This window comes from Agarivorans sp. Z349TD_8, assembly GCF_050870825.2.
In the GTDB taxonomy this organism is placed as follows: domain Bacteria; phylum Pseudomonadota; class Gammaproteobacteria; order Enterobacterales; family Celerinatantimonadaceae; genus Agarivorans.
Genome location: NZ_CP194037.2, coordinates 1834338 through 1852034 on the forward strand (window position 1 = coordinate 1834338; position 17697 = coordinate 1852034).

The window sequence follows — 17697 nt, forward strand, 5'->3', positions numbered from 1 at the left end:
AGCCACAAGCTTTTGTTGAATTCCGGTAGTTTTTCATTTTTCTAAAAGAAAAGAGCGACATCAGGCCTGTTAAGGCGTCGGTTTTATGGTAAAGTTCTCGATTACGCTGAGTAATTGTAACAAGCAATAAAAACGAAGGATTTTGTCGTCTATGAGCGATCTTGCAAAAGAGATCATGCCTGTCAATATTGAGGATGAGCTGAAAAGTTCCTACCTTGATTATGCCATGAGCGTGATTGTTGGACGCGCCTTACCAGATGTACGTGATGGTTTAAAACCTGTGCATCGCCGGGTGTTGTTCGCAATGAATGTACTAGGTAACGATTGGAATAAGCCTTACAAAAAATCTGCCCGTGTGGTCGGTGATGTTATTGGTAAATATCACCCCCATGGTGATAGTGCCGTTTACGATACAATTGTGCGGATGGCACAGCCGTTCTCCTTACGTTATATGTTGGTAGACGGGCAAGGTAACTTTGGTTCGGTTGATGGTGATTCAGCTGCAGCAATGCGTTATACCGAAATCCGTATGGATAAGTTGGCGCACTCTTTACTGGCTGACTTAGAAAAAGAAACCGTTGATTACGTCCCCAACTACGATGGTACCGAGCAAATTCCTGCGGTGTTGCCGACTCGGATCCCGAACCTGTTAGTGAACGGAGCTTCGGGCATTGCGGTGGGCATGGCCACCAACATTCCACCACATAACCTCACCGAAGTGGTGAATGGTTGTTTGGCAATGATCGAAAATCCTGAGATCACCATCGACGAATTGATGGAATATATCCCTGCGCCGGATTTCCCTACCGCGGGTATTATTAATGGCCGCGCAGGCATTATTCAAGGCTATCGAACTGGTCGCGGTAAAGTGTCGATCCGAGCGAAAGCGGAAGTCGTCACCGACAAGGCCGGCAAAGAAACGATTATTGTTCATGAGATCCCTTATCAGGTGAACAAGGCTCGACTGATCGAGAAGATGGCCGAGTTAGTAAAAGATAAAAAACTGGAAGGTATATCTGCATTACGTGATGAATCCGATAAGGATGGTATGCGTATTGTGGTTGAATTGAAACGCGATGCAGTGGGCGAAGTTGTATTAAACAACTTATATTCACAAACCCAGATGCAAGTGTCCTTCGGCATGAACATGGTTGCCTTGGATAATGGTCAACCGAAGATTTTTAATCTTCAAGAGATGATCGAATGCTTCATTCGTCACCGCCGCGAGGTGGTGACACGCCGTACGGTATTCGAATTACGTAAAGCCCGTGATCGTGCGCATATCCTCGAAGGTCTAGCGATCGCGCTAGCCAATATCGATGAGATTATCGAGCTGATTAAAACCTCTCCGACTCCAGCCGAAGCAAAAACGGCTTTACTTGCTAAAGGTTGGGACTTAGGTGGTGTTGCGGCGATGCTCGAGCGTGCAGGCGATGATGCGGCTCGTCCTGATTGGCTAGAGCCCGAGTTTGGTATTCGTGATGGAAAATATTTCATCACACCGACTCAGGCACAAGCTATTCTCGAATTACGTTTGCATCGTTTGACCGGTCTTGAGCATGAGAAGATCATTGCAGAATACAAAGACTTACTAGATCTGATTGCTGAACTGTTGTATATCTTGAATACCCCGACTCGTTTGATGGAAGTGATCCGCGACGAGTTGATTGAAGTGCGCGAGCAATTTGGTGATGAGCGTCGCACCGAAATTTCAGCGAATAGCTCCGATCTGTCGATTGAAGATCTGATCAATGAAGAAGACGTGGTGGTGACGCTTTCCCATGAAGGCTATGTCAAATACCAACCATTGAGCGAATATGAGTCACAGCGTCGTGGTGGTAAAGGCAAAGCCGCCACCAAGATGAAAGACGAAGACTTCATTGAGAAGTTGCTGGTGGCAAATACCCACGATACGGTCTTGTGTTTCTCAACCGTCGGTAAAGTGTACTGGATTAAAGTTTATCAATTGCCGCTGGCGAGTCGTCAAGCGCGTGGTAAACCGATTGTCAACTTACTGCCATTGGGTGATGATGAGCGAATTACCGCGATTTTGCCCGTTCGTGAATATCAAGAAGACAAATTCATCTTGTTTGCAACGGCGAATGGCACCGTTAAGAAAACCCCGTTAACCGCCTTTAAGCGGCCATTATCCAGCGGTATCCGCGCGATTAACTTGCATGATGACGATAAGCTGATTGGCGTTGATATCACCAATGGTGACAATGAAATCATGTTGTTCTCTGATGCGGGTAAAGTGGTGCGCTTTAACGAGAAGCAACGGGATAGTGAGACGGGTGCGGTGAAACTCGATCCTGAAACCGGTGAAGAGCTGTTGGCCTTACGTCCAATGGGCCGTACCGCTGCCGGGGTTCGCGGGATTTCGCTTGACGCAGGTCAGAAAGTAGTCTCGTTGATTGTGCCAAATGGAGACGGAGACATTCTAACCGCCACCGAAAATGGCTATGGTAAACGAACTCGTTTAGATGAATATCCGGCGAAGAGCCGCGCGACCAAAGGTGTGGTATCGATTAAGGTGAGTGAGCGGAATGGCTTAGTGGTGGGGGCCGTGCAGGTGACCGAACTACAAGAAATGATGCTGATTACCGACGGTGGTACCTTGGTTCGTACTCGGGTCCATGAAGTTTCGTTGGTTGGCCGCAATACCCAGGGGGTAACGTTAATTCGTACTACCGAAGGTGAAAAGGTGGTTGGTCTACAACGGATTGACGAAATCGAAGAGGCAGAGTTTGAAGACTTAGCCGATGGTGAAGTAGCGGAGCAAAACGCTGAGGCTTCCCTCGACAACGATAACTCAGCCGCTGCCGAAGATGATTCGGCGGCCAGTGAGACTGATGCCGAATAGTCATCGGCTATAACATAAACGGGCGGCTTCGGTCGCTCGTTTTTGTTTGAGAGACCCGCCAAACCATTGGTATAGCCTATTACAGGCGGTATAAAATGAACCACTGCAGTGGTCGAACACAACATAACAAAGAGATAGGCATGAGAAAAATCTACAATTTTTGTGCAGGCCCGGCGATGTTGCCAGAGGCTGTGATGCAACAAGCCCAAGCTGAGTTTTGCGATTGGCAAGGTTTAGGGGTATCGGTCATGGAAGTGAGTCATCGAGGTAAAGAATATATCGCGATGGCTGCTGAGGCCGAACAAGATCTCCGCGATTTACTGGCGATTCCCGATAATTATAAAGTTCTATTCTGCCAGGGAGGGGGGCGTGGACAATTTGCTGCTGCCCCTCTGAACCTGCTTGGGGATAAAACCAGTATTAGTTATATTACCACCGGACAGTGGTCGAAAAGTGCCGTTGTCGAAGGTGAGAAACACGCGGCAGCCAAGGTGTTTGATGCACTGGCTGTGGATGAGCATGGTCAGGTTTCAGTGCAAGACAGCTCTCAATGGCAATACGATAAAGATTCTGCCTATGTTCACTACTGCCCCAACGAAACCATTGAAGGGATCGCCATCGAAGAGACCCCAGATGTGGGAGATATGATTTTAGTGGGGGATTTTTCTTCTACCATTTTGTCTCAGCCCATCGATGTTAGCCGCTATGGACTGATCTATGCTGGCGCACAAAAAAATATCGGGCCTTCGGGCTTGGCAATTGCCATCGTGCGCGAAGATCTGTTGGATAAAGCTCATTCACTCACCCCTGGTATCATGAATTACAGCGTATTAGCGGCCAGTGATTCGATGTTTAATACGCCACCGACTTACTCCTGGTACTTGGCTGGCTTGGTGTTTAAGTGGTTGAAGCAGCAAGGTGGCTTAAGCGCTATGGCAGAAAAAAATGCCGCTAAAGCCGAGTTATTATACCGATTTATTGATGCGAGTGACTTTTACCACAACTCGGTCGCGCCAGCGAATCGTTCAAAGATGAATATTCCCTTTCAACTGGATAATCCCGAGTTGGATGCACTGTTTTTGAGTGAAGCGGCACAAGCCGGTTTGGTGACTCTGAAAGGACATCGCATTGTGGGTGGCATGCGCGCCAGTATTTATAACGCGATGCCCATTGAAGGGGTGCAAGCGCTGGTGGCCTTTATGGCCGATTTTGCACAGCGTCATCCGCAAGGCTAGCCAAACACTGGCAATTTTATCAAGCAATTAAGCCAGTCTATTGGCACTAAAGAAGTAGAGATAATAGATAAATGGAACAATTAACCCTACAGCCAATTTCACAAGTTGACGGTGAAATTAACCTTCCAGGCTCCAAGAGTGTGTCGAACCGAGCATTGCTGTTAGCTGCTCTCGCCGAAGGTGAAACGGTTCTTAACAACTTACTCGATAGCGATGATATTCGGCATATGTTAAACGCGCTGAAAACCCTGGGAGTGTCTTATCAGCTTTCTGACGATCGACGTCGTTGCACGGTGACGGGTTTAGGACGTGCCTTTAAGACGGAGCAGGCTGAGCAGTTGTTCCTTGGGAATGCCGGCACAGCCATGCGCCCACTGTGTGCCGCTTTATGTCTCAGTGAGGGGGAATTTAGCTTGACTGGCGAGCCTCGCATGGAAGAGCGACCGATTGGCGCCTTAGTCGATGCTTTACGCCAAGTGGGTGCCAACATCGATTACTTGAAGAGTGAAGGTTACCCGCCGCTGAAGATCAATGGTACCGGTTTGCAGGGTGGCAAAGTGAGCATCGATGGCTCGGTTTCCAGCCAGTTTCTAACCGCATTCCTGATGGCCGCCCCCTATGCTCAAGCTGACGTTGAAATTACCATTATTGGCGATTTGGTGTCCAAGCCTTATATTGATATCACCTTGAAGATGATGGCCGCTTTTGGGGTCGATGTAGCAAATGATAACTATCAGCGTTTTGTGGTCAAAGGTCAGCAGGTGTATCGTGCTGCTGGCGAGTTTCTGGTTGAAGGCGATGCCTCTTCTGCCTCCTATTTCTTAGCGGCCGGCGCGATTAAAGGTGGTCAGGTAAAAGTCACAGGGGTAGGCAAGAAATCGATGCAGGGTGATGTGTTATTTGCCGATGTATTGTCGGCCATGGGCGCAGATATTGAATGGGGCGATGATTATATTATCGCGCGCCCGGGTGAGCTAATGGCGGTGGATCTGGATATGAATCATATTCCCGATGCTGCCATGACGATCGCTACGACGGCGTTATTTGCTCGCGGTACCACTTGTATTCGCAATGTATACAACTGGCGTGTTAAAGAAACAGACCGCTTAAGTGCAATGGCGACTGAGTTGCGTAAAGTGGGTGCCACGGTTGTCGAAGGTGAAGACTTTATTGAAGTGACGCCACCGGCAAAAATCAAGCATGCAGCAATCGATACCTACGATGACCACCGTATGGCGATGTGTTTCTCTCTGGTGGCTCTGAGTGACAGCGCGGTGACGATTAACGATCCGAAATGCACTTCTAAAACTTTCCCTGACTATTTTGAACGTTTGCAACAGCTTAGCTCGTAAAAAAGGTCGCTAAATTGTTACAACTTAGTTAGTCTAAAGGGGTCACTTTTTTGTGACTCTTTTTTTATATCTGCATTTTGACTCACCTTGGTGGGTTTAATAATTAAATAGGCAAAAAGCCAACACTAAAATGCAGCAAAAACGGTAATGGATACTATGAATGTATATACAGCTAGACAGGCGATCTTAGATCGTCGTCAGCGAGTGGCTGCCTATGAATTGTTATTTCGTGATGGGCCAGAGAATGTATTTCCCAATATAGACCCCCATGAAGCCACTTCTAGGTTGATTATTCGTACCCAGTTAAATCAGGGTTTACAGGAAATCACTCAAGGAAGACCAGCCTTAATTAACTTTTCAGAAGATAGCCTTTATTCAGATATTGTCTGTTTGCTGCCTAAACAGCAGGTTGTGATTGAAATTCTGGAATCAGCAAAACCCAGTAAAAGGCTATACAAGCGTTGTCAATACTTGGTTCGCAGTGGTTATCGTTTAGCTTTAGATGATTTTATTTATCATCCTGAGTGGGAACCATTTTTTAAACTGGTCTGTTTAATAAAGATAGATATAAGAAAAACACCCTTGAATCAACTAGGGTCTTTTTTTGCTGTTATCAATAACTATAAAAGTATCAATTTATTAGCGGAGAAGATCGAAACTCAGCAAGAATATCAGCAGGCGAGAGCTTTAGGTTTCAGCCTCTTCCAAGGTTTTTATTTTTGTCGGCCCGAAATGCGCCAATCTAAGGAGCTGGATGCCAGTTATCAGGTGATCTCTCGACTATTTCATGCAACCAGCAAAGACGAGGTTAATGTGAATGAAGTGGTCGGTTATTTCGAGCGAGACACTAGTTTAGCTTACAAGTTATTGCGTTATGTGAATTCGAGTCACCAGCCAATTGTGCGAAATATCGTATCGATCAAACAAGCGGTCGTATACGTTGGAAATGCTCAATTACGTAAGTTAGTTGCGATACTGGCTAACGCAATGACCGTTAGTCATAAGCCCAGAGAGTTGATGAGAATGTCATTACATCGGGCTCGTTTTTGTGAGTTGGTTGCAAACCGTCTATCACAGGTCAATAGAGACAGTGCTTTTTTATGCGGCTTATTTTCTTTATTAGATGCGATATTAGATAAGCCATTGAGTGAAATTCTTGGTGCTTTACCATTGGATCAAGACATTAAGGCTGCACTATGTAGTGGGCAGTCATCTGTGTTAGGTATCATGTTGCTCACGATAAAATCCTACGAACAGGGCAATTGGGCCTTGAGCGAAAGTTTGGCTCAGCAGTTAGAGATCGATTATCTGGATATTGAACAATTTAACTTGCAAGCGCTGCTATGGAGCGAAGAGTTTCAATCTTTGTTAAGTCCAACAGCATGAAATGAAGTTTAGGTCTTGATGAAAAAACAGCTTCATTTTTATAAAAGAATACCTTGAAACGATGATCGGTAATGATCGATTCTACTTTCGATTTCTATCACCATTGATGGTGGTTCGAACGAGGATCTCCAATCGGCGAATAGTGAAAAGAAACCTCACGATAGTCCTAGTCATAGTTGTGTGAAGTTTTGGCTCGCTTATTGAATTTGTGAGTTAGCAAACATTAATAGGGTTTTTACTTGGTTTTTATTGCATATAAATCAAATAATATTTGATTTATTTTGGTAAGCTGCATAGAGAATATTTGTACTTGGCGCATAGAATGCCGAGACAGCGGGAATTTTTAGGAGCTAAATAGTTTGCAGTGGTGCCTCGTTAAATCTTTAACGTTGCTAGTGGTAGCTTGTTGTTGGTCGTTGGGTGCTCATGCCTATATAGTCAATGCCAGTGAATATCAATGGCTCGAAGATCATCCAAAGGTGAAAGTTGCGGTGGTTGCTGAGCGACTTCCTTTGGAATTTTCGGACCCTCAGGGACAAGCTCAGGGCTATGCGGTTGATATGTTGGCCCAGTTAGCTTCACAAACCCATTTAGTTTTTGATTATCATGTGTTCTCTAGCATCTCCTCTGCAGTGCTTGCTTTGCAGCAAGGTCAGGTAGATATGCTTAGTAGCGCACCTCGTCATCATCGGCTAAGTCCTTTTGTTCATTATACCCAAGCCACCGAGCTGCAAACTCTGGTTGCCTACCAAAACTTAAATCATGCCCGTTTTAGTTCTGTTGAACAGTTATCTGGCCAGAAGGTGGCGGTGGTGATGGGCAGTAGTGCTCATGAAATTGTCGCGAAACAGTTTCCCAATCTAAGTCTTCAGCCATTTACTCGCTTGTTCGATGCGATGCAGGCATTAGCACAACAACAAGTGGTGGCGATCGTCGCAGGAAATGACGAGGTCGCCGCACAACTTCGAGCAATGCCACAATGGCATATGCAACAAGCCTTTCAGTTTGAGCAAGATCTAGAACATCGATTCGCCGTTCGTGATGACTGGCCAATGTTGGTGAGTTTGCTTAACCGCGGTCTGAACTCCCTCGACCCAAACTTTAGCCAGCAGAGTTACCACCGATGGCAATCGATTGTCGCAACGACCCAGCCAAGTAACACCGTATCTTATTGGTGGGGACTCGGGTTATTGCTACTGTTTATCGTGATTGGTGCTGGTTTCTTATTCATCCAGCAAAAATTTCATCGCCTAAAATACAAAGCCACCCTGTTACGTGAGCAATTAGACTATTGGAAAAATCATGATGAGGTAACGGGCCTGCCAAATCGAAGACATATGACCCGCTTAATTGCCGATTGGTTAGATGATGCTTTACCTATGTCGGTGCTGATGTTCGATTTTCCGCGGCAAAACGAAGTATTTGAGAACTTTGGCCAACATCTCGGAGAAGTAACTAGAGAAGCATATGCTAAGCGCGTACAGAAGAGTTTGCGTCGGCATTATCCGGAGGCTCAGCTCGGTTATTGGTATCATCATTATTTTGTGGTGGCGATACCAACGGTGAATCGTGATAAAGAAGTCATTGCGATCGCCAAACAGATCATTCAAAGCTGTCGAGGTTGGTTGCGTTTAGAGCAATTACAGTTGTTAACTCGCTGTCATGTTGGCTATAGCTGTTTTCATCCTGGTCGAGATGCGATCCACAGCGATGCTTTACTGGCAAATGCATTTACCGCTTTAAATCATGCGGTAAAAGATGGCAGTAGTATCTGCCGTTATCATCCCGACTTTAGTCAGGCAAGCCTCGTTAAACTGACCCTTGAATCTAAATTACGTAAAGCGATTGCCAATGATGAATTGGAGTTATTTTATCAACCTCAGTATTGCTTGCTTTCGAACCAAGTGATCGGCGCTGAAGTATTATTGCGCTGGTTTACCGATGGGGGGGCGATTTCTCCTGATGAATTTGTGCCTGTCGCTGAAGAAACAGGCTTAGTGCTGCAATTAGATAAATGGGTGTTTGAGAATGCGATGCGGTTCATGGCGCGCTACGCAAGTCAATTGGCGAAAGACTTCAAATTATCCGTTAACTTTTCCGCTGCAACGGTGTCTTTAGGTCACGCGGAGAAAATCGCGATTAGTTATGCCCAGCAATGGCAGGTGAATCCGCAACGGATCTGTATTGAAATTACTGAATCTGCCATGATGGAACAACCAGATGAAGCGAAGGCAAGCATTCAACGAATGCGAGATGCGGGTTTTGGAATTGCGATTGACGATTTTGGGACCGGTTACTCGTCTATGGCCTATCTGAAACACCTACCAGTCACCTTGTTGAAAATTGACCGTGCCTTTGTGAGTGGTTTGGAAGATAACCTGTCCGATCAACATATTGTTAAAGCGATGGTTATGGTTGCACGTAGCATGAAATTCCAAGTATTAATCGAAGGTATTGAAACGCAGAATCAAGCCAATATTGCGTCGGTGATGGGTTGTGAGCAAGCCCAAGGTTTCTTTTTTGCCAGACCGCAAGCTGAGGTTGATTTTGTACAACATTACTTACCTAAACCCCACGTGAAGGAGCCGCTTCGTTTAGTGGGTAGTTAATCTTGGCTCGCCTTTTGCTTTCCCTTGAGTAACAACGATAAATGCCATTAATCTGGCGGGAGAGGGAAATCATGAGAGTTGAGTCAGCAAATCTATTTAGCGAACTCCAATCAATGGCCGGTGAAATGAAAACTGGCGGTATTGCTCAGGATATAAATCAAGCTAACGCACCGCTAGGCCTCTCAAAAGTTAATAGTGACTTTGGCAGTTTATTAAGTGACGCCATTAATAATGTGAATGGCTTACAGTCGAATGCCAATGATTTACGAACCCGTTTCGATTTAGGCGATCGTAACGTTGGTATTGGTGATGTGATGATTGCTAGTCAAAAATCCAGTATTGCTTTCGACGCAACGGTGCAGGTGAGAAATAAATTAGTTGATGCTTACAAACAAATTATGTCTATGCCCGTTTAATGGGACTAGGAGTATATTGTGGCGAGCGAAGGGAGTAACGCAATGAGTCAAGAACAAGCACTACTAGGCTCCGATAGCGATAGTGATAATTTAGAAGCAACGGAACAACAGAGTTCTGCACTATCATTTTTGAGTAACGGTGATGTTCTGCGCCAAATTATTATGATTTTGGCCCTCGCAATATGTTTGGCAATGGCGGTGTTTTTGCTGATGTGGGCGAAAGAACCAGAGATGCGACCACTGGGGACCATGACCACCAATGAACTGGTTGAGACCCTTGATTTTCTCGATCAGGCAAAAATACCTTATACCATTGAAGGTAACTCGGTATTAGTCAATGCTGAACAATACCAAGATATTAAGTTAAAACTTCGTCGCTCAGGGTTGAGTGAGGCTGCGCCAGCTGGAGAGCAAATTCTGCTCAATGATATGGGCTTTGGTGTCAGTCAGCGTTTAGAAGGCGAGCGTTTAAAACTGAGTCGCGAACGTCAGTTGGCGACAGCCATTGAACAAATGAAGTCGGTGAATAAAGCTCAAGTTCTATTGGCCATTCCCAAAAGTAATGTATTTGCCCGTCAGGAGCAAAAACCTTCTGCCACCGTGGTTCTCAGCCTGCGTAATAATAATGGTCTGGTGCAAGAAGAAATCGATTCGATTGTTGATATTGTCGCCTCAGCGGTACAGGGTCTTATTCCAAGCCGAGTGACGGTGACCGATCATAATGGCCGTTTGTTAAATTCTGGCAGTCAAGATCCGTTATCTTCGCGTACTCGTAAAGAATTTGAAATGGAGCGTAAGCGAGAATCTGAATATAAAAACAAGATTGACGCTATTTTGATCCCCGTTGTAGGCTTAGGTAATTATACAGCTGAAGTTGATGTGACCTTAGACTTCACTGCTGTAGAGCAAACGCAGAAGCGCTATAACCCCGATTTACCGGCAGTTCGTAGTGAATTCACGGTTGAAAATAGTAATGTTGGTGCTGGCGCGATAGGGATCCCTGGAGCCTTAACCAATCAACCACCAGTCGCTGCACAGATCCCAGAACAAGCAGGTGGCGCAAATGCACAAACTCAGTCTGGAAGTAGTCACAAAGAGGCCACGCGTAACTATGAACTGGATACAACAATTAGTCATACCCGTTCTCAAGTGGGGGTGGTGAGGCGAGTGAGTGTTTCGGTGGCATTGGACTATAATAGTCAAGTTTCTGACAGTGGTGAAACGACACGTGAGCCACGTTCTGCAGAACAGCTCGCTAGCATTCGCCGTTTGTTGCAAGGTGGCGTGGGTTTCAATTTAAGCCGTGGTGATACACTCGAGGTTGTGAGCGTACCATTTACTCGACCTGAAATATTAAGCGAAGCTGACTTGCCGTTATGGGAGCAGGCATGGTTTTGGCGCGCAATGCGGATTGCGGGCAGTGTATTAGTTCTGATTGTATTGATTGTGGCCGTGGTTCGTCCGATGTTAAATCGTATTCTTTCTAGCGGTGAAGAGAGTGAGCATGCTGAAACTGATTTAGATGCGGCACTTGCAGCTTATGAAAATGATGATGATTTACAATTGATTTCGGCCGACAATACCGAAACAGATTTTGGGATCCGTGATGGACAGCTTAAACTACCGGACCTACATAAAGATGAAGACATGTTAAAAGCGGTGCGAGCCTTGGTCGCGAATGAACCTGACTTAGCCGCGATGGTAATCAAAGACTGGGTAATTAACGATGCCAAATGAAAATGAAAATGATATGGATCCAGAAGTCGTTCTGGAAGGAATGAGCGGCATTGAGCGAGCCGCGATTCTGATGCTGAGTTTAAATGAAGATGACGCAGCGACCATATTCCGCCATTTAGAACCCAAACAAGTACAACGTTTGGGGATGGCAATGGCATCGCTCGAGGATTTTTCCCATGAGCGAGTGGTTGCGGTGCATCGTTTATTTATCGACGACATTCAGAAATACACCAATATTGGAATTGGCAGTCAAGACTTTGTACGTAAGGCGCTTACAGCAGCCTTAGGTGAAGATCGCGCCTCCAGTCTGGTTGACCAAATTATTATGGGCAGTGGTGCTAAGGGCTTGGACTCTCTGAAATGGATGGATGCGCGTCAAGTGGCGAATATCATTCAAAATGAACACCCACAAATTCAAACCATTGTTCTCTCTTATCTTGAAGCTGAGCAGTCGGCTGAGATTATGTCGCAATTTGCCGAGAAAGTACGGCTTGATTTAATGATGCGGATTGCCAACTTGGAAGAAGTTCAACCCGCTGCCTTAACCGAATTAAACGAAATCATGGAAAAACAGTTTGCAGGGCAAGCTGGAGCTCAAGCGGCCAAAATGGGCGGCTTGAAGGCGGCAGCCAATATTATGAACTTCCTCGATACCAACATGGAAGGCATGCTCATGGATTCGATCCGCGACAGCGACGAAGAGATGGCGCAGCAAATACAAGATCTGATGTTTGTTTTCGAGAACTTGGTCGATATCGACGATCGTGGTATTCAAACCTTGCTGCGTGATGTTCCTGGTGAGTTACTACAAAAAGCATTGAAAGGTGCCGATGATGGGCTGAAAGAGAAAATCTTTAATAACATGTCGAAACGTGCCGCTGAAATGCTAAAAGATGATTTGGAAGCGATGGGCCCAATTAAAGTCAGTGAAGTTGAAACCGCGCAGAAAGAAATCCTTGGTATTGCTCGCCGCTTATCCGAAGCTGGCGAAATTATGATTGGTGGTGGCGGTGGTGATGAGTTCCTATAATCGATGACAGAACAAGATAAAAGTGAATCAACAGACGAGCATGACTCTGAAGTAAAACAAGACGCCAGCCAATCATCTATGGATGATGACGAGATTGCGGCTTTATTGGCTGAGACTCAAGGTTCACCAGTTGAAGTTGCCGACCAAGAATCACAGGCGATGATTGATGATGTTCTGGCAGATACTTCCGTCGGCCCTGAGCCTGACGATATCGTCTGGCCTTTGCCCAATTTTTCAGACGCAGAGCACCGCCAGCATGGGCAATCGAGTAACGCATATGGTGTTAAGCCGTCTTGGGTTGATCAGCCAGAACCAGAAGTAGAGCCTGAAATTCAGTTCGAGCCGATGACCATCGAAGAGTTAGAAGCGCTTCGCCAATCGGCTTACGATGAAGGTTTTGCTGAAGGCAAATTGGCGGGCCATGAGGCCGGTTTACTTAGTGGCCATGAAGAAGGGCTTGCAAAGGGGCTTGAGGCCGGACAACAACAAGGTTTAAGCCAAGGCTTAACTGAAGGCCAACAACAGATCGATGAATTAAGTGCCCATTGGGCTGGTTTGGTGGGGCAGTTACATCAGCCAAAGGCGCAAATAGATGCGGAGGTTGAGCAACAAATAGTTGATCTTGCGATGAAGTTAGCGGCAGAAATCGTTCAAGTGGAATTGCAGACAAACCCTGAGATTATTGTTAAAACAGTGAAACAAGCAGTGGCCGCTTTACCGTTACAACAGCAGAGTATTCAAATCCACCTTCACCCTCTAGATTTAGCTATTGTTGAGCAGGTCTTTCCTCCCGAAACCCAACAGAAGAAAGGTTGGCAGCTATTGACTGATGGTAGCCTTACTCAAGGTGATTGCCTGATTGAAAATGACTTATCTTCGGTGACTGTAGAGATGAGTGAAGTGATTCAGCAGAGCTTACGCTCATTTATTCGTCAAAATGGTCAAGATGATGACTCTGATCCAACGGCTTAAACGTTATCAAACAAGCCACGTGCGCAATAACCCAACAGTGGCGGGTAAGTTAACTCGTGTGGTGGGGCTGACTCTTGAAGCCATTGGCTGCCGTGCTCCGCTCGGATCTTTATGTGCAGTCGAGACCTTAGATGGATTTTTAGAAGCCGAGGTGGTTGGTTTTTCTGGCGATAAACTATTTCTTATGCCTAGTGAGCAGTTAACCGGTGTATTACCAGGGGCTCGGGTGATCCCTTTACATGAACACCATGGTATTCCGGTTGGTATGGAGCTATTAGGTCGGGTGATCGACGGGGTAGGTAAACCCCTCGACGGTTTAGGCGAAATTCATTGCAAGCAAGTGGATAATTTAAGTTCAGTCCGTTTAAATCCCATGGCACGAAAGCCAATTAAGCAACCACTTGATGTCGGTGTGCGTTCAATAAACGCGGTGCTTACCGTGGGGCAGGGTCAACGAATGGGATTGTTTGCCGGATCGGGGGTCGGTAAAAGTGTCTTGATGGGCATGATGACTCGAGGCACCACGGCCGATGTTGTCGTGGTGGGTTTGATTGGTGAACGTGGTCGAGAAGTGAAAGAGTTTATCGATGAAATCTTGGGAGAGGAAGGGCGTCAACGCGCGGTTGTCATCGCCGCCCCTGCCGATGCTTCGCCGTTAATGCGATTGAAGGGCTGTGATACAACCTTAACTATTGCTGAGTATTTTCGAGATCAGGGTTTGAATGTTTTACTGTTAATGGATTCATTGACTCGTTATGCTCAAGCGCAGCGCGAAATTGCTTTGGCCATTGGCGAGCCGCCAGCGACCAAGGGCTATCCGCCTTCGGTATTTGCCAAGTTGCCACGTTTGGTGGAGCGGGCAGGTAATGGCGGGGAAGGCCAAGGGTCGATTACTGCATTTTTCACGGTACTCACCGAAGGGGACGACTTACAAGATCCTATTGCTGATGCCGCCCGTGCTATTTTAGATGGCCATATCGTTTTGTCGCGTGAACTCGCCGATGCTGGCCACTATCCTGCGGTCGATATAGAAAAATCGATTAGTCGCGTTATGCCAGCCGTGACCAGTGATAACCATCAATTATTGGCCCGCCAATTGAAGTCCTTAAATTCTTCTTACCAACAAAATCAAGATCTTATCGCAATTGGTGCCTATCAGCGAGGCGCCGATAAACGAATTGATTTAGCCATTGCCATGAAGCCTCATTTGGATCAGTTCTTGCAACAAGAAATGAAAGAAGTTGTAGCTTATGACGAAAGTCTGACGCGGATGCAGCGTACCATGCAAATGGCTAACATCAACGCCCAAGGTCCGCTCAACTAGCTACCAATAGAACCGACTAGGAGAGTACCATGGCGAGGCGAGCGTTATATTTAATGGTTGAGCGTTTGCAGGAACAAGAGCAAGATGCGGCGACTGAAATGGCTCAAGCTCAACAACAACTCAATGAATTTGAGACTCAACTGGCGCACTTACAGCAATACCGTCGTTCTTATCTTGAGCAAGCTTTAGCGAAGGGAGTTGATGGTTTGCACGCCGATAGTTTCCATCAATATCAATTGTTTATTCAAAAGTTGGAACAGGCGAGTGTTCAACAAGGTAAGAGCATTGAACAAATTAAAAAAAATGTGATGTTGAAACGCAAGCAATGGTTGGATCTGCAGGCTAAAAGAAAGGCGATGGAGTTGCTGATTGATAAACAGCTGAAATTGAAACAACAGCAGCAAATGCGCGAAGAGCAAAAGTTGCTTGATGAATATGCTTTATATGCCCATTTACGTGGTCAAGCATAATTGGCGTATTTTTTGCCTAATACTTATATGTGCTATCGCTTTGCCGCTTTGCTCGATGGAGACTCTGTGTTTCTTTGCTCGCATGGTAAATAAAGATAATTTTTAAGGGTAAGCAACAATATGGAATTATTGTTAACAGATACCGCCGGGGCTAATCAATTCTCGGCCTTAAGCAGCGCTTCGCTAAGCCCTTCTGCTGGAGCTGGCGAGTTTGCAAAAATGGTTAGTGAGTTGGATAACTTACCTAAGGCTGAAAATGCCCTTGGTTCTTTAGTTAAAGAGCAGTTTGTTAAACCGCAAACCGAGCAGAATGCCTCTCAGTCATCGCTTGAGTCGCAAAGCCCTTCAGATTTACTGAAACAGTTGACTGACGCAAAACAAGTTGTAGTTGATTTAAATCAGACTGGTGCTGTGGAAGGAGAGGCTGAATCTGAAGAGCCTCAGTCGACAGCTAAACTTACGGATTTAACCACTTTATCTGAGAAAGAGGATACCGATGTGAAGGCAAGCGGCAGGGATCTGCCGCTCGATATCGAAACTGATGACGTGGACCTTTCTCTTGAAGACTCGAACAGCGCCGTTGAAGCTCATGCAAAGGCTAGCTTTGACAGTGAAGAATTGTTGAACCTCGACGAAAAAGTAACTGAGGATAAAACAGCAGCGGACTCTGATGAGACCGATCCCGACAGCGATCTCATCGCGATGCTAACTAAGGATAGCTCGTTGGCAGAAGTGACGGCTTCGAGTAAGTCGCAATCATCGGATCAAGTTGACAGTGAAAGTGTTGAAACTGCAAACACGAAACTCAGTAATGGAACTCCAACTCAGCTGGAAAAACAAAATGTCACCGAGGGCTCTAGTGTTCCCAAACAAGCCGTCAGCACGGTCGTTGATGATGCTGCGGCTAAGGATGTAACTACTCAGGCCAGCGATCGTCCTCAGCAAAAAGTAGCGAGTGATTTGAGCAAGGCTGAAGTATCAAGCAGTGGTACACCGCCAGAGAACAAAACTGATGATAAACAATCAGTTAATGCCCAATCAACGCCACTCAGTGGGCATGGTAAGCTCGAGCAAGTTGAGTTAGCAAAAAATCAGTCAACTCATGCGACTGGTAGGCTTGAACAAACCGATATAACTAAGGCGCAGAATAGTAAGCTTGAACAAGCCGAGTTAGCCAAGTCTCAATCAGCTCAATCTGCCCAAGCCAACAGCATTGCTGATAAGTCGGCAGGTTCGGATACGGTGAAAGCCGATCCTGGTCAGCAAGCTGCGACTGTGACTTCAAAAGTCGAGTCGAATTTGAATGCTGTCGCAACAAGCGGCGAACGCCGCTCTGTGAATCAAACCTCAACGTCTAGCGGTGATACAGTGGTTGCGGCGCAGCAGAGTGGGACGACTAACGACACTAAATTAAACGCCAATCTTAGCCAAGCGAAAGAAATCACGCCTGAGCAACAGCAGCCAACACCACATCGGGTTGTCGATGCAAAAGTTCAGAGCTTTAGTCAAGTTGCAGAATCAGCGAATAAAACTCAAAGTGGGACTGCTGAATCAGGTGCCCAAGCTGATAAGTTCGCAAGTTCAGCGTTTGCAGATGGGCGTGCCACGAGCGAAGGTAAGCATAGTGATGATCATCAACAACAAGGGCAGGCTCAACAGCATACGGCAGCTCAACTTGGCTTAACTGAATCGGCTAGAGCACAGCAGACGAATCATCACTTTAATGGTGTCTCTGGAGCAGAGTCCGTTAATCGAACTGAGCAAAATGGCGAGATAAGCCTGAAGCAAGCTCAACAAGCGAATCAACTCAATGACAAAAATGGGCTGATGAATCAACGTTTAAATCCTAGTCAATATCAAGCGCCTGCAGAATTAAATCAACGCGTGCAATATATGCTAAGCCAAGGCATGCATAAAGCTGAAATCCGTTTAGATCCTGCAGAGCTAGGTAGTATGCATGTGCGCTTGCAAATGAATCATGAGCAACAAGTATCGGTACATATTCAGGTGCAAAACCCGCAAGCACGAGAAGCCTTAGAGCAAACCATGCCTCGGTTGCGTGAAATGCTTCAACAACAAGGCATAGAGCTTGGTCAAAGTTCGGTCAATCAGCAGCATCAAGGGAGTTCTTCTAATCAAGGCCAAGGTCAATCTTTAGCGGGTGGTGGGACAGAGAGTCTGCGTCGCGGTATTGAGGGCGGTGTTGAACAAGAGCTAGACAGTTCGCAGATAAATCAATCAAGTCGTGACGGAATCGACTTCTACGCATAGTTTATTTGCTGCTAAGGCTGTTGTCGTCCATC

12 protein-coding genes are annotated in these 17697 nt (G+C 46.1%); all 12 read left to right on the forward strand.

Annotated elements, in window-relative coordinates; all coding sequences use genetic code 11:
* Window positions 1–151: 151 nt before the first annotated feature.
* Complete coding sequence (gene gyrA, locus ACRRS1_RS08345; RefSeq protein ID WP_432468028.1) at window positions 152–2863, forward strand: DNA topoisomerase (ATP-hydrolyzing) subunit A; 2712 nt, start codon at window positions 152–154, stop codon at window positions 2861–2863.
* A 140-nt stretch (window positions 2864–3003) separates the two neighbouring features.
* Window positions 3004–4098, forward strand: a complete 1095-nt coding sequence (gene serC / locus ACRRS1_RS08350; protein ID WP_432468027.1) for a 3-phosphoserine/phosphohydroxythreonine transaminase — start codon at window positions 3004–3006, stop codon at window positions 4096–4098.
* A 71-nt stretch (window positions 4099–4169) separates the two neighbouring features.
* A complete protein-coding gene (aroA, locus tag ACRRS1_RS08355; RefSeq protein WP_432459111.1) occupies window positions 4170–5450 on the forward strand; it encodes a 3-phosphoshikimate 1-carboxyvinyltransferase in 1281 nt (426 codons plus the stop codon).
* A 156-nt stretch (window positions 5451–5606) separates the two neighbouring features.
* On the forward strand, window positions 5607–6836 hold the full coding sequence (locus ACRRS1_RS08360; RefSeq protein ID WP_432453627.1) for an EAL and HDOD domain-containing protein: 1230 nt from the start codon (window positions 5607–5609) through the stop codon (window positions 6834–6836).
* 359 nt (window positions 6837–7195) lie between these two features.
* Window positions 7196–9445, forward strand: coding sequence for a putative bifunctional diguanylate cyclase/phosphodiesterase (locus ACRRS1_RS08365; RefSeq protein ID WP_432468026.1), 2250 nt, complete (start codon window positions 7196–7198; stop codon window positions 9443–9445).
* Between the two features lie 71 nt (window positions 9446–9516).
* The gene (gene fliE, locus ACRRS1_RS08370; protein WP_432453625.1) at window positions 9517–9861 is read left to right on the forward strand and encodes a flagellar hook-basal body complex protein FliE; all 345 of its coding nucleotides are present in this window, start codon (window positions 9517–9519) and stop codon (window positions 9859–9861) included.
* Window positions 9862–9903: 42 nt separating this feature from the next.
* Complete coding sequence (fliF, locus tag ACRRS1_RS08375; protein WP_432468025.1) at window positions 9904–11598, forward strand: flagellar basal-body MS-ring/collar protein FliF; 1695 nt, start codon at window positions 9904–9906, stop codon at window positions 11596–11598.
* Complete coding sequence (gene fliG, locus ACRRS1_RS08380) at window positions 11588–12628, forward strand: flagellar motor switch protein FliG (RefSeq protein WP_432453623.1); 1041 nt, start codon at window positions 11588–11590, stop codon at window positions 12626–12628. Before fliF ends, fliG begins: the two co-directional genes overlap by 11 nt.
* A 3-nt stretch (window positions 12629–12631) precedes the next feature.
* The gene (locus ACRRS1_RS08385) at window positions 12632–13600 is read left to right on the forward strand and encodes a flagellar assembly protein FliH (protein ID WP_432468024.1); all 969 of its coding nucleotides are present in this window, start codon (window positions 12632–12634) and stop codon (window positions 13598–13600) included.
* Window positions 13575–14924 carry a flagellar protein export ATPase FliI gene (fliI, locus tag ACRRS1_RS08390; RefSeq protein WP_432459115.1) on the forward strand — a complete coding sequence of 450 codons (1350 nt, stop codon included), beginning with the start codon at window positions 13575–13577 and terminating at the stop codon, window positions 14922–14924. Before ACRRS1_RS08385 ends, fliI begins: the two co-directional genes overlap by 26 nt.
* A 29-nt stretch (window positions 14925–14953) precedes the next feature.
* Window positions 14954–15394: a flagellar export protein FliJ gene (fliJ, locus tag ACRRS1_RS08395; protein ID WP_432453620.1), complete on the forward strand. Its 441-nt coding sequence runs from the start codon at window positions 14954–14956 to the stop codon at window positions 15392–15394.
* Between the two features lie 120 nt (window positions 15395–15514).
* Entirely contained in the window at window positions 15515–17665 is a 2151-nt protein-coding gene (locus ACRRS1_RS08400) for a flagellar hook-length control protein FliK (RefSeq protein ID WP_432468023.1), read from the forward strand.
* Window positions 17666–17697 lie beyond the last annotated feature (32 nt).

What these genes read in the sequence shown, in the direction of transcription:
- ACRRS1_RS08385 (WP_432468024.1), top strand. Translation starts at nt 12,632, where the DNA reads ATGACAGAACAAGATAAAAGTGAATCAACAGACGAGCATGACTCTGAA.
- ACRRS1_RS08400 (WP_432468023.1), top strand. Translation starts at nt 15,515, where the DNA reads ATGGAATTATTGTTAACAGATACCGCCGGGGCTAATCAATTCTCGGCC.
- ACRRS1_RS08360 (WP_432453627.1), top strand. Translation starts at nt 5,607, where the DNA reads ATGAATGTATATACAGCTAGACAGGCGATCTTAGATCGTCGTCAGCGA.
- gyrA (WP_432468028.1), top strand. Translation starts at nt 152, where the DNA reads ATGAGCGATCTTGCAAAAGAGATCATGCCTGTCAATATTGAGGATGAG.
- aroA (WP_432459111.1), top strand. Translation starts at nt 4,170, where the DNA reads ATGGAACAATTAACCCTACAGCCAATTTCACAAGTTGACGGTGAAATT.
- fliI (WP_432459115.1), top strand. Translation starts at nt 13,575, where the DNA reads ATGATGACTCTGATCCAACGGCTTAAACGTTATCAAACAAGCCACGTG.
- fliG (WP_432453623.1), top strand. Translation starts at nt 11,588, where the DNA reads ATGCCAAATGAAAATGAAAATGATATGGATCCAGAAGTCGTTCTGGAA.
- fliE (WP_432453625.1), top strand. Translation starts at nt 9,517, where the DNA reads ATGAGAGTTGAGTCAGCAAATCTATTTAGCGAACTCCAATCAATGGCC.
- serC (WP_432468027.1), top strand. Translation starts at nt 3,004, where the DNA reads ATGAGAAAAATCTACAATTTTTGTGCAGGCCCGGCGATGTTGCCAGAG.
- fliJ (WP_432453620.1), top strand. Translation starts at nt 14,954, where the DNA reads ATGGCGAGGCGAGCGTTATATTTAATGGTTGAGCGTTTGCAGGAACAA.
- fliF (WP_432468025.1), top strand. Translation starts at nt 9,904, where the DNA reads ATGAGTCAAGAACAAGCACTACTAGGCTCCGATAGCGATAGTGATAAT.